The following is a 12,646-nucleotide window of genomic DNA, read 5'->3' on the forward strand; positions in this document are numbered from 1 at the left end:
GACAGTATCGGCCCGTGCCATGAAGGAAGAATGAGCCTTTTATTAAGATTGCATGAAGACGGCTTCTTTACCCATTCTTCAGCTTGTGGTGGTTTAATACTCACCATGAAGATACTGCTGATAGAAGACGATATGGACCTGGGCAATGGCGTGCGCATTGCCCTGCGCGACCAGGGCATGCAGGTGGTCTGGGTGCGCAGCCTCGAGGATGCGGCGCGCAGCATCGAGCATGACAGTTGCGAGCTGGTGCTGCTGGACCTGGGCTTGCCGGATGGCGATGGCCTCGATTTGCTGGCCCGGCTGCGCGCGGCCCGCTTGCCGGTGCTCATCCTCAGTGCCCGCGACACGCTGGAGCAGCGCCTGCGGGGCCTCGATGGCGGCGCCGATGATTACCTGGTGAAGCCGTTCGTGCTGGCCGAGCTGCTGTCGCGCGTGCGCGCGCTGGCACGCCGCAGCTATGGCTTCGACGGCGACACCATCGAGTTGCGCGGCCTGCTGCTGCAGGTGCCCACGCGGCGGGTCAGCGTGCACGGCCGGCCGGTGGAGCTGACGGCCAGCGAATACGCCCTGCTGAAGACTTTGCTGATGCGCGCCAACCGCGTCATCACGCGCCGCGTGCTGGAGGAACATATCCTGCCCGGCGGGCTGGCCAATGCCAGCAATACCCTGGATGTGCATATGGGCAACTTGCGCCGCAAGATAGGGGAAGGATATATCCGTACCGTGCGCGGCGTTGGCTATGTCATCGACCAGCAAGGCGACACCCCCGCTCCGCCGGGCGCTGGCGCATGATGGGGCGTTTCTGGGCCATGCTGCGCCGGCCCACCCTGGTGCGCCGCCTGATGCTTGCGCAAATGCTGATGCTGACCGTGCTGTGGAGCCTGGCCGTGGCCTACGTGCTGTTCGAGGGCACGGGCGAAGCGAGCAATGTGACCCGCGGGGTCTTGCACGCCATTATCAGCGTGACGGACAACCTGGCTGAGCAGCCCGTGCGCCAGGAGCAAAGCTTGCGTGCCATCGACGAAGCCTTGCGCGAAGAGTTTGAAATGGGGAAAGTGCCGGAACTTGCGCCGCGCATCCTGGTCTGGCGCGAGGGCAAGCTGGTCTACAAGTCGCCGAATGCGCCCAGCGGCATCCGCAGCGCCGGCCCGGAACAGATGGAAGTGGTGTACGTCAAGGGACAGGCCTGGCGCAGCCGCAGCCTGGTCGAAGGGGAGACGCGCGTGACGGTACTGGAGGTGGGCGGGGCCTGGCAGTTTTTCATCACGATCAATTCGCACGGCTATTACCTGCTGCCGCTGCTGATCAGCCTGCCATTCCTGCTGGTGCCGGCCTGGCTGTCGATCCGCCTTGCCATGCGCCCGTGGCGCAAGGTGGCGCAGGAGGTGGCGGCGCGCGGGCCGCAGGATTTGCGTCCGCTGGCGTTCAAGCCGCCGCATGGCGAACTGGCGGCACTGGTCGACAATATCAATGCGCTGCTGCAGCGCGTCGACGCCAGTGCCGCGCGCGAGCGCAGTTTCATCGCCGATGCCACGCATGAGCTGCGCACGCCGCTGGCGGCCATGCGCGTGAATGTCGAAGCCTTGCAAGGCCAGGCGCATGACGCGCGCCAGCAAGAGTTGCTGGACGGTATCTTGAATAGCGGCAACCGGGCCGCGCGCCTGGTGGGCCAGTTGCTGCAGCTGACGCGCAGCGACGTGCAGGCGGGCGCGGGCGAGCAGCCGCGGCGGCAGGCCCTCGATACCTTGCTGCAAGACCGGCTGGCGGCCCTGTCCGGCCTGGCGCAGGCGGGCGATATCGAGCTCGAGCTGCAAGCCAGCGTTTCGCTCAGCGTGCCCGGACAGCGCGAGAGCCTCGTGTCGCTGATCGACAACCTGGTGGAAAACGCCATCAAGTACAGCCCGCGCGGCAGCAGCGTGACGGTGTCGCTGCATGCGGAGCGGGGCCAGGCCGTGCTGCATGTGGCCGACCAGGGGCCGGGCATCGCGCCAGAGCTGTATGCGCGCGTGTTCGACCGCTTTTTCCGCGCGCCGCAGCAGGCGCAGCCAGGCAGTGGCCTGGGCTTGTCCATCGTCGCTTCCGTCGTGCACCAGCATGGCGGCACGATTCAATTGCACAGAGGCAATGGCGGCCTGGGCTTGCTGGTGGAGGTGCGCCTGCCGCTGGCCGGGGCCTGACGCCGCTGGCGTGTCTTGCGATATTGCATGAAAATTATTTTATGTGCCGATAACGCAAGATGCCATGGCGTGGCGCACGCCTGCGATGCATAATGCGGGACAGTCAGAAAACACCGTTATGCGCCCATTCCTGTCCCGCTACCTGTCCTATCCCGCCTTTGTCGGCCTGTATCTGCTGTTTGACTGGGCGACATACATCGACCCGATGTATGGGTTGAACATTACCCCCTGGAATCCCGATCCCGCGCTGGGCCTCGTATTTTGGCTGATCCATGGCCGCAAGGCGGCGTTGCCGTGGTTTATCGCCTTGCTCGCCGGCGAAGTGCTGGTGCGCGGCATGCCGGCGGGCCTGCCCCTGACCCTGCTTTGTTCGGCGTGGCTGGTGCTCGGCTATGGCGGCATCGGCGTGGCCCTGCGCCGCAGTTTCAGCAGCAGCGATATCTTCGACAACCGGCGCCGCCTGGGGGCCTGGGTCGCCATCGTGCTGCTTGGCACCGCGCTCAATGCGCTCGGCTATATTTCATTGCTGTCGCTGACGGGACGCATCCCGGCCGGTGAATGGGGGACGGCCGTATGGCGTTTCGGCATCGGCGACACGGTCGGCTTGCTGGTCTCGATGCCGCTGATCTGGGTGCTGTTCAGCGAGCGGGGGCGCGAGCGCCTGCATGCCGCCGTCTGGCGCTGGGAAACCCTCGCGTATCTGGCCCTGGCCAGCTTCGTGCTGTGGAGCGTCTTCGGTTCCATCGTGCGCTCCGAATACAAGCATTTCTATTTCCTGTTTCTCCCCGTGATCTGGGCCGCCTCGCGCCAGGGCTTGCATGGCGCCGTGCTGGCCGTGTTTGTATTGCAGTTATGCATCATTACTCTTGTGAAATGGACGCATGCCGTCGATATCCAGTTTTATGAATTGCAACTGCTCGATGCCGTGCTGGCGCTGGTGGGATTTTTTATCGGCATTGTCGTCGATGAAATGCGCCAGGTGGCCGATGAACTCAAGCACACGATGCGCCTGGCGGCGGCCGGCGAGATGGCCGCCGCGCTCGCGCATGAGCTGAACCAGCCGCTGACGGCCTTGTCGACCTATGGCAAGGCGTGCGAATACCTGCTGGAACGGGGCGAGAGCGGCGCCTTGCTGCAAGGCGCAGTGGGACATATGATCGTGGAATCGGGGCGCGCCGCAGACGTGGTGCGTCGCCTGCGCGATTTTTTCCGTACTGGCGCGATGCAGCTCGAGGCGGTGGAGGCGAGCGCCTTGATCGAGGGCATGGCGCGCCAGTTCACTCCCCTGTTCCATGAGCATGGCATCGAGCTGGTGCTGGCGCCGACGTCGCCGCTGGCCGTCAATGCCGACCGCCTGCAGATCGAGCTGGTGCTGCGTAACTTGCTGGCCAATGCGCAGGATGCGGTGATGGGCCAGCCGCGCGGCCAGCGTCGCATCACGGTGTCGGCCGAGCGGCTCGAGGGCGGGCGGCTGCGCCTGTCCGTGGAAGACAGCGGCCCTGGCATTTCCAACAGCCTGGCGGCACGCCTGTTCGAACCGTTTGTCTCGACCAAGGCCAGCGGCCTGGGGCTGGGGCTGGTACTCAGCCGCACCATCGTCGAGGCACATGGCGGCCAGTTGTGGGCCGAAGTGGGCAAGCATGGCATTTTTCGGTTTATCCTGCCCCTGGCGCGTGCCAGTGCGGCCGCTACGGGAGAGTATGGTGACAAGTAACTTGACGGTGTTTATCGTGGACGATGATCCCGCCGTGCGCGATGCGCTGGGTTTGCTGTTGGGCATACGCGGCTATCGCACGGCCCTGTTTTCCTGCGGCGAGGATTTCCTGCAAGGCTGGCGGCCCGAGTGGGCCGGCTGTCTGCTGATCGATATCCGCATGTCGGGCATGGATGGCCTGAGCCTGCAGCGCCGCCTGCTGGAACTGGAATGCATGTTGCCCATCATTATTATCACGGGGCATGGCGACGTCGCCCTGGCACGCCAGGCCTTCAAGGCGCAGGCCAGCGATTTCCTGGAAAAGCCATTTGATCACGACAAGTTGCTGGCAGCCATAGAAGAAGCGTTTTCGCGCGAGGCGCATGCGCGCGGCCAGCTGCAGCGCCAGGCGGAGGGGCAAGCGCTGCTGCGCGCGTTGACGCCGCGCGAGCGGGAAGTGATGCATCTGGTGGTGACGGGGCAGCACAACCGCGATATCGCCCCGGCGCTGGGCATTTCCGTGCGTACGGTGGAAGTGCACAAGGCGCGCCTGATGGACAAGCTGGGGGTCGACAATGTGGCCGACCTGGTGCGCATCAGCATGCTGGGCACCGGCTAGCCGTTGAGCAGTCGTCTACGCGATGGTCTTCAATACCTGATCGACTGAAATCGCCTTGACCCAGTCGCTGCGCCGCGCCACCGTGATGACGGTGCTGTTGGCGCTGTCGAATGGCGCCCATTCGGGATTCTTCTTGCGCATCAAGGCCACCACGGGCACATGCACGGCATTCGCCAGGTGCATGATCGATGTTTCCACCGAGATAATCAGATCGCATTGCGCCAGCATGGCCGGCAGCTGGAAAAAGTTGTCGACGGCGCTGAAGGCTTGCGTGCGCGGCAAGTTGTGCGCTTGCACGACGGCATTCACCTTGGCCAGTTCCTGCGGCATGGCATTGATCAGAAAGCAGGCGTGCTGCCATTTCGGCAGCGTTTGCATGCGTGCGATCAGCTCGGTAATGCGCTCCAGCGGCCAGCCGCGCTTGTGCGACTTGGCAAACGGGTTCAGCAGTACGAGCGGGCCCTGGCGCGGGGCAAAGCCCCAGGCGGCCAACTGTTCCTGTGCCTGCTGCAATGCGGGCTGGGGAATGTGCACGAAGGGATAGCGTTCGGCCACGGGAATGTCGAGTCCCGTCAATTGATGGAACCAGTCGGCATACACGCTGCTGATATGGTGCTCGCCGGCATCCTGCCCAGCATATGACGCCAGGACGGCATCGATCTTGCGATAGGCCAGGTAATGCCAGGGGCGCAGCGGGCTGAACGGTTTGCGCGTGCCGATCACCAGCCCGTTCGGGCTGATCGCGCGGGCAAGGTCCGCATATTGCTGCGGCCGGACGTGGGCCAGCGACACGACGACAGGATAGTGCTCTGCCTGTGCTTCGCGCAGTGACTCTTCGTAGAGGGCGGGGCTGTAGGTCTTGCGGTATACCTTGGTGAACAGGCCCGATTGCTCCACCCAGTCGTACAGCGAATAGGTGCGCAAGCCTTCCCACTGTCGTGCGTCGGCCGTGCGGCGTACTTCATCAACCCACAGGTGGATCTGGATATGGGGATAGGCCGCGGCAAAGGCGCGGAAACCGTTTTGCAGGTATGTAAAGTCTCCCAGCGCCAGATGGGCGATGAACAGAATTTTGTCCGACTTTTGTAGAAGTTCGGCGGGAATCAAAGGCGTCATGTATCAGTACGATTTCAGGTATTCATTCGATGGGTCAAGCCACTTGCTGGGAAAATTGCAGGCGATGCAGATTGGCATACGCGCCGTCGGCATCCAATAATTGCTGGTGACTGCCGGTTTCCATTATTTTCCCATGTGACAATACCACGATACGGTCCGCACGTTCAATTGTTGATAGCCTATGAGCAATAACCAGGGTGGTTTTACCTTGCATTAAGTGTTCCAGTGCCGCTTGCACGGCCCGTTCCGCCTCCGTATCCAATGCCGAGGTGGCTTCATCGAGGATCAGGATGGGCGCATCCTTGTAGATCGCGCGGGCGATGGCCACGCGCTGGCGCTGGCCGCCGGACAGGCGCGAGCCGTTGTCGCCCAGGCGCGTTTCCAGGCCGTCGGGCAAGCCGTCGATGACGTCCGACAGGAAGGCCGCCGCTGCCGCCGCTTCGACGCGCTGCCGGTCCGGGGCCGCGTCGCCATACGCGATATTGGCGGCCAGGGTATCGTCGAACAGCACCACCTGCTGGCTGACCATGGCGATCTGGCTGCGCAGGCTGGTCAGGGCGATGGCATCGATATTCTGTCCATCGAGCAGGATTTCACCGCTGCTGGCCGAATAAAAGCCGGGCAGCAGGCTGACCAGCGTCGATTTGCCGCCGCCGGACATGCCGACAAAGGCCACCGTTTGCCCGGGAGCGATGCTCAGGTCGATGTGCCGCAGGGCCAGTTCCTGGTGCCCGGGGTAGGCAAAGCTCACGTCCCGGAACTCGATGCGGCCTTTGCTGCGGCCAGCCAAGGGCATGCCGCCCGTGCGTTCCGGTGTCTTGTCGATCAGCTGGAAGACTTCCTCGGCGGCAGCCATGCCGCGTTGCAGGGGGCCGTTGACTTCGGCCAGCTGCTTCAGGGGCGTGAGCAGCATCAGCATGGCCGTGATGAAGGAAACAAAGCCGCCGACCGTGATCTGTCCCTGCTCCGACTGGAACAGAGCCATCACGATGACCAGGGCCACGGCGGCGGCCGTGATCACCTGCGTGATGGGCACGGTGGCGGAAAAGGTCGTGGTCATGCGCATGCTGTAGCGGCGCAATTGTTCGGCGCGCTCTTCGAAACGCGATTTTTCGTAGTCCTGGCCGCCGAAGATCTTGATTACTTGCTGCGCGCGCGTGGTTTCCTCGATGACCTGGGTCAGTTCGGCATTGACGGCCAGCGAGTCGCGGTTGAGCTTTTTCAGGCGCTTGCCCGTGGTGCGCACGACGATGGTCAGCAGGGGCAGCAGCACCAGGGTGACGAGGGTCAGCACCCAGTTCAGGTACAGCAGCCATGCCAGCAGGCCCAGCACGGTCAGCGAGGAGCGCACGATCGAGGTAAACACCTTGGTCACCATTTCAATGATCTGCTGCACTTCGAACATGATGGAATTGATGACTTTGCCCACCGTGTGCGTGTTGTAGAAGTCGATGGGCAGGTTGAGCATGCTGGCAAACATGCGGCGCCGCAATTCGTTGAGGATGCGCGTGGAGACATAGCTCATCAGGTAGCTGCTGGCAAACGTCGACGCGCCGCGCATGGCAAAGATGCCGATGACGATCAGCGGCACCAGCCAGAAGGAAAAACTCACCTTGCCGCCAAAACCATTGTCGAGCAGCAACTTGAGTGCATACGGCAGCAGCGGTTCCGTGGCCGCCGTGACGACCATCGCCAGCAGGGCCAGGGCCAGGTGTTTCTTGTAGGGCGCGTGCAGTGCGGTGAGGCGCTTCAGGTCGGGCGTGAGCATCGGTAAGGTTCCTTGCAGGGGACGGCAAAAACGGTCGGGCGGAAATCGAGCTCAGGCGGTTTGCTCCTGCCGGCGCAGCATGGCCCACAGGATCACCATGGGGAAGACCAGCATGATGATGCCGATATTCAGGGTGAGCGAACTGGTCGTCAGGCCAAAAATCATGTAGCAGGAGCACAGTATCACGCCGGCCAGCGCATATGGCTGGGCTGCAGCGGCGCTGTGGCGCACGCCGCGGGCAAACAGGGTCAGCGGAACGAGGAAGAGCGCAAGCAAGGCCATTGCGCCGATGATGCCGCGCTTGACCAGGGCGTCGAGGTAGTCGTTGTGGGCATTGGTGTAGTCCTTGATGATTTTATCCATTTTGCCTTCGTCGGCCATCTCCTGCTTGGCCGCCAGATAGCCGTTGCGTCCCATGCCGAGCCAGAGATGCTCGCTCGACAGCGCCCAGGCGGTGCGCCACATTTCCATGCGCTGGCCGATGGACGTGGTCACGTTGTCGCTGTCCTGAAACTGTTTGATGTCATTGACCGCCACCGCCACACGCTGGGGCACGCGGGAGTTGGGAAGCGTGTAGGCAAGGACGAACGCCGCCAGCAGTGCGCCCAGCAGCGCGGCCAGATAGCGGGCGCCGCGGCCTTTCGAATAATGGCAGGCAAAAAGGCAGCCGCAGGCGGGTAAGACCAGCCAGCCGCTGCGGCTGCCGCTGATGACCGATCCCAGAATGCCGGCCAGGCCGCCAGCCACCAGGAGCAGGCTCCATGCCAGGCGATGGTTTTGCTCACGCGCCCAGCCCAGGCCGCACAGGGCCAGCATGCCCAGCAGCATGCTGACATTGCCATAATGGATGGCATTGCTGGTTGCCGCTTGCGGGCGGTACATTTCGAGCACGAGAAATTGCCAGGAAGCCAGAGCCGCACCGCTGATGGCGCCGATGGCCAGGCCGCTCCACCAGGCCGCGGGGCGCGGTGGATAGGCAATCAGCAGCAGCAGCACGGGCATGGCCAGCAGTGCCCGCAATGGCATGTCGAGTTCGCGCGCGGGATCGCCGTGATACAGCATGTTGGCCGTGAAAATACCGAAGTACAGCAGCAGGGTGCCCAGCAGCAGATAATCGCGGCGTTGCAGGTTCAGGCGGGGGCGTTTCCATACCAGGCACATGCTGGCAAGTAAAAGAACCAGGGCGCCCAATGAATATCCGCTGGTGACAGCCAGTGCCAATGCCGAAAAGAGAAAAACACAAACAGAGGTCAGGCCGAGCATGAATATCCTTGGTAACGCATGTCATCGCCGTTATGGCAACTGTTGCAACATAAAGTAGGCGTCATTGTAATCGAAGGTGGCTGCAAAAACGCCCCTGGGGAATTTGCTCTTCGATAACGGTATGGGCGTTCTCAAGGGGGAGAATGCAAAAAACCATGGTTTTCAGCCATGGTTTTTTTGTAAGCAATGGTAACTTGCCGTTAATTGGACGAGGCCCGCAGGCCTGTCAGGCGGATCAGGCGTTTGCCGGCACGCGGGTGGCGACGCTGGTGGCGATGGCCGCTTGCGATACGGCGGGCGCGACCCAGCTGCGCAGGCGCTCGTCGAACGGCGACGGAATCAGTTGCAACGGCGTCAGCGCGCTGGTGGTATGGCCTGGCAATGGTTCCTTGGCCAGTGCGGCGATGGCGCGCACGCAGGCCAGCTTCATCTCTTCGTTGATGGTGGTGGCGCCCACGTCGAGCGCGCCGCGGAAGATGTACGGGAAGCACAGCACGTTATTGATCTGGTTCGGGTAGTCGGAACGGCCCGTGGCCACGATGGCGTCGTCGCGCACGGCATGCACCTTCTCGGGAGCGATTTCCGGATGCGGATTGGCCAGGGCGAAGATCAAGGGCTTGGCGGCCATCGATTCGACCATCTGCGCGCTGACCACGCCGCCCTTCGAGACGCCGATGAAGATGTCGGCGCCGACCATGGCGTCGGCCAGGTCGCGGTCGCTGGTGTCGTTCGCGTAGCGCGCCTTGTTCTCTTCCATGTTGGCGTCGCGGCCCGGGTAGATCACGCCCTGGCTGTCGCAGACTTTCAGCAGCGACTTGTTCAGGCCCAGCGAGACGAGCAGGTCCAGGCAGGCGATCGAGGCCGCGCCGGCGCCCGAGACGGCCACCTTGACGTTGCCGATGTCCTTGCCCACCAGTTCCAGGCCGTTCAGGATGCCGGCCGCGACGATGATGGCCGTGCCGTGCTGGTCGTCGTGGAAGACGGGAATGTTCATGCGCTTGCGCAATTGCTGCTCGATATAGAAGCAGTCGGGGGCCTTGATGTCTTCCAGGTTGATGCCGCCGAAGGTCGGTTCCATGCGCACCACGGTGTCGATGAACAGGTCGGGATCGTTCTCGGCCAGTTCGATGTCGAACACGTCGACGTCGGCAAATTGCTTGAACAGGCAAGCCTTGCCTTCCATCACCGGTTTGCTGGCCAGCGGGCCGATATCGCCCAGGCCCAGCACGGCCGTGCCATTGGTGATCACGGCCACCAGGTTGCTGCGCGAAGTGTAGGTGCCGGCCGTGCGCGGATCTTCCACGATGGCTTCGCAGGCGAAGGCCACGCCCGGCGAATACGCCAGGGTCAGGGCGCGGGCGTCGCCCAGCGGTTTGGTTGGCGTGACGGAAATCTTGCCTGCGCGGGGTTCCGCGTGATAGGCGAGGGCGGCTTCTTTCAGGTTGAAGGTTTCGCCGTTCTGGTCGGCGTGCTTGCTGTGGGAAGTAGACATAGGAATTCTGGGAAGGGCCGATAGAGCCCGAGTGGTCAATCCGAGCCATGGTATGCAAGCGTTTGCACGCTGTCAAGGCTCGTTTGTGGCGAAGTCGATCAAAACCGCTTTGGCTGAGGGCTTTATTTCAATGCAAGCGTTTGCTCGGTTTTTGACGGAAGGGGGAATTTTTGCGATAAAATCACTGTATTGCGATCCGGGAAGCCCATGACAAACAAGAACCCCACCTTAAGCGACGTTGCACGGGCCAGCGGTGTGCACTTTTCCACCGTCTCGCGCGTGATGAACCCGGAAACGCGGCAGATGGTCAGCGCCGAGGTGGCCGCGCGCGTGCTGGCCGAGGCCAGCCGGCTCGGCTATCGTCCCAACCGCGCCGCCTCCACCCTGGTCACGCGCAAGTCGCGCATCATCGGCGTGGTCTTGCCCGACATTACCAACGCCGTGTTCCCGCCGATCCTGCTGGGCATCGAGGAAGGCTTGCGCAAGCATGGCTATCTGGCCATCGTCGCCAATGTGGGCGCCGACGAGGAAGAGCAGCTGTTCGTCATCAACCGGCTGCTGGGGCAGCAGGTCGATGGCCTGATCCTGGCCACGGCGCGCCGCCACGATCCCGTCATCAAGATGTGCATCGACCAGAATGTGCCCGTCGTCACCGTCAACCGCAGCGACGAGACGGGCGTCGCTTCCTGCGTGGTCAGCGACGACGTGGTGGGCATGCGCCTGGCCGTGGAGCACTTGCTGGCGCAGGGGCACCGCCATATCGCCCACATCGCGGGACCGGAAAACCTGTCCACGGGCCACGTGCGCCGCCTGGGCTTCCTGGCCGCCATCCAGGCCAGCGAACTCGATCCGTCGCAGGCCTTCGTCTTCGAGAGCAGCGGCTACTCGCGCGAATGCGGCAAGGCCGCCCTGCTGGAACTGCTGCGCCAGTCGCCGCAGACGACGGCCGTGGTGACGGGCAGCGACCTGGTGGCCCTCGGCTGCTACGACGCCATCCGCGAACTGGGCTTGAGCTGTCCCGAAGATATTTCCGTGGTGGGCCACAACGACATGCCGTACATGGACATGATCCGCCCGCCCCTGACCACCATCCGCATCCGCCACCACGGCATCGGCACGGAAGCGGCCCGGCTGATCCTGCAGACCATCGACTCGCCCGATTCCTCGGTGCTCGACGTGCGCCTGAAACCGGAACTGGTGGTGCGCGAATCGACTGCCGCTCCCCGGGGCTGATGCAACGCCGGTGGCCGCGCCGCAGCAAGGTGGTACACTGGCGCCCCTCAACGTATTTTGCCCCTCGATCGCCATGACCAAAACCAACACGCCTTCCCCCAAACGCCGCGAAGAGGGCGCCGTCAAGCTGACCGTCAATCCTTTCCTCGACGCCGAGTTTTACGCGCGCATGCGCGACTACACGGAGCGCGATGCGGCCATCATCAAGGAACTGAAGGCGATCGCCGAGATCCGCGCCGGCAACAAGCAGCCCGACCCCCGCCTGGCGCCGTCGTTGCAGGCATTGCGCGATACCGTCAAGAAGGGCCTGACGTTTGGCGAAATGCTGGACCGCATTGCGGCCGGCAAGGAAAAAGGCCTGTGGGAACCGTGGATGACGACTTTCGGCATCGAGATCCGCGCCGTCAACTACGGCGCCGGCCCGCGCAACGCCTGCCTGGTGCTGGACCTGGCCGCGAATGCCCCTGCGCACGCCATGTTCGCCAAGGCGGGCGTCCAGAACTGGCGCAGCCTGGCGGCAGACGATTGCTCCGTCGTGCGCTCGGAAAAGGCCACGGAAACCACACCCTTGAAAGTGTATGCCGTGTTTTACCTGGATCCGCTGCCAGCCTGAACCAGCAGCACCGCCGCCAGCCCCACCAGCATCACGCCCGATAGCCGTTCCAGCGACGGCAGCGCACGCGCAAAGCGCTGGCGCAGGGCGGCGCTGCCAATCGCCAGCGCCACCGCCATATCCCACGCCAGCACGGCAAAGACCATCCACGCGCCATACGCCGCCATCGTGCCGGGACGCGTCTGCCGGCCGGCCAGCACGGTGGCCAGGCTGACATAGAACAGCGCATTCTTCGGATTCAGGATGGCGGAGACAAAGCCCATCACCAGGCCGCCGCGCCAGTGCGCCTTGCCCGTGGCGGGTGCCGGGGCCAGGCTGCTTTTTCCTGCATGGCGCAGGAACAGCCAGCCCAGGTAAAACAGGTAGGCGCAGCCGGCCAGCTGCACCACAAGAAATGCTTTACTGCCCGCCTGCAGCACCGACAAGCCGCCAAACGCCGCCGCGATAAATACGCCATTGGCCAGCGCAATGCCGATGCACGCGCCCGTGGCGCCGCGCCAGCCATGGGCCAGGGAGCTGCGGGCAATGAGGAAAAAATCGGGACCGGGAGACAGCAAGGCCAGGAAATGGGCACCGGCGATGAGTAGAAAGTCCTGCATGACTAGGCGGCTCCGGCAACGATGGAGCGGCCAGTATGGCGATGGACCGACGGCGCGTATTGAAGAAAATTGC

At 63.4% G+C, this 12,646-nt stretch carries 10 protein-coding genes and 1 pseudogene; 6 read left to right on the top strand and 5 right to left on the bottom strand.

What is annotated here, in order from left to right; translation table 11 throughout:
• Positions 1-105: 105 nt before the first annotated feature.
• From GCN74_RS10955 to GCN74_RS10970, 4 genes are all read left to right on the top strand, one after another.
• A complete protein-coding gene (locus tag GCN74_RS10955; RefSeq protein WP_152256710.1) occupies positions 106-792 on the top strand; it encodes a response regulator in 687 nt (228 codons plus the stop codon).
• The gene (locus tag GCN74_RS10960) at positions 789-2,177 is read left to right on the top strand and encodes an ATP-binding protein (RefSeq protein ID WP_152256711.1); all 1,389 of its coding nucleotides are present in this window, start codon (positions 789-791) and stop codon (positions 2,175-2,177) included. The genes GCN74_RS10955 and GCN74_RS10960 overlap by 4 nt, the downstream gene beginning before the upstream one ends.
• A 118-nt stretch (positions 2,178-2,295) precedes the next feature.
• Positions 2,296-3,891, top strand: coding sequence for an ATP-binding protein (locus tag GCN74_RS10965; RefSeq protein WP_152256712.1), 1,596 nt, complete (start codon positions 2,296-2,298; stop codon positions 3,889-3,891).
• Positions 3,878-4,489 carry a response regulator transcription factor gene (locus GCN74_RS10970; RefSeq protein WP_152256713.1) on the top strand — a complete coding sequence of 204 codons (612 nt, stop codon included), beginning with the start codon at positions 3,878-3,880 and terminating at the stop codon, positions 4,487-4,489. Before GCN74_RS10965 ends, GCN74_RS10970 begins: the two co-directional genes overlap by 14 nt.
• Positions 4,490-4,504: 15 nt before the next feature.
• Here the strand turns inward: GCN74_RS10970 and GCN74_RS10975 are convergent, their stop codons facing one another.
• The 4 genes and pseudogenes from GCN74_RS10975 to GCN74_RS10990 all read right to left on the bottom strand — a co-directional run.
• Positions 4,505-5,605 (bottom strand): glycosyltransferase family 9 protein, encoded by a 1,101-nt coding sequence (locus tag GCN74_RS10975; RefSeq protein ID WP_152256714.1) that lies wholly within the window; start codon positions 5,603-5,605, stop codon positions 4,505-4,507.
• A 34-nt stretch (positions 5,606-5,639) separates the two neighbouring features.
• Positions 5,640-7,373, bottom strand: a complete 1,734-nt coding sequence (gene msbA / locus GCN74_RS10980) for a lipid A export permease/ATP-binding protein MsbA (protein ID WP_152256715.1) — start codon at positions 7,371-7,373, stop codon at positions 5,640-5,642.
• A 51-nt stretch (positions 7,374-7,424) separates the two neighbouring features.
• Complete coding sequence (locus tag GCN74_RS10985; protein ID WP_226938986.1) at positions 7,425-8,564, bottom strand: O-antigen ligase family protein; 1,140 nt, start codon at positions 8,562-8,564, stop codon at positions 7,425-7,427.
• Positions 8,565-8,889: 325 nt separating this feature from the next.
• Positions 8,890-10,128, bottom strand: a pseudogene (locus GCN74_RS10990) (malic enzyme-like NAD(P)-binding protein); the annotation flags it as partial.
• A gap of 207 nt (positions 10,129-10,335) precedes the next feature.
• Between GCN74_RS10990 and GCN74_RS10995 the strand changes: the two are divergent.
• On the top strand, positions 10,336-11,361 hold the full coding sequence (locus GCN74_RS10995; RefSeq protein WP_152256718.1) for a LacI family DNA-binding transcriptional regulator: 1,026 nt from the start codon (positions 10,336-10,338) through the stop codon (positions 11,359-11,361).
• Between the two features lie 73 nt (positions 11,362-11,434).
• Positions 11,435-11,974 carry a hypothetical protein gene (locus GCN74_RS11000; RefSeq protein WP_152256719.1) on the top strand — a complete coding sequence of 180 codons (540 nt, stop codon included), beginning with the start codon at positions 11,435-11,437 and terminating at the stop codon, positions 11,972-11,974.
• Here GCN74_RS11000 and GCN74_RS11005 read toward each other — a convergent pair.
• Positions 11,950-12,573 carry a LysE family translocator gene (locus GCN74_RS11005; RefSeq protein ID WP_152256720.1) on the bottom strand — a complete coding sequence of 208 codons (624 nt, stop codon included), beginning with the start codon at positions 12,571-12,573 and terminating at the stop codon, positions 11,950-11,952. The two genes, GCN74_RS11000 and GCN74_RS11005, sit on opposite strands and share 25 nt — an antisense overlap.
• Positions 12,574-12,646: the final 73 nt, after the last annotated feature.

This window comes from Janthinobacterium sp. FT14W (assembly GCF_009208755.1).
Lineage (GTDB): Bacteria > Pseudomonadota > Gammaproteobacteria > Burkholderiales > Burkholderiaceae_D > Janthinobacterium > Janthinobacterium violaceinigrum.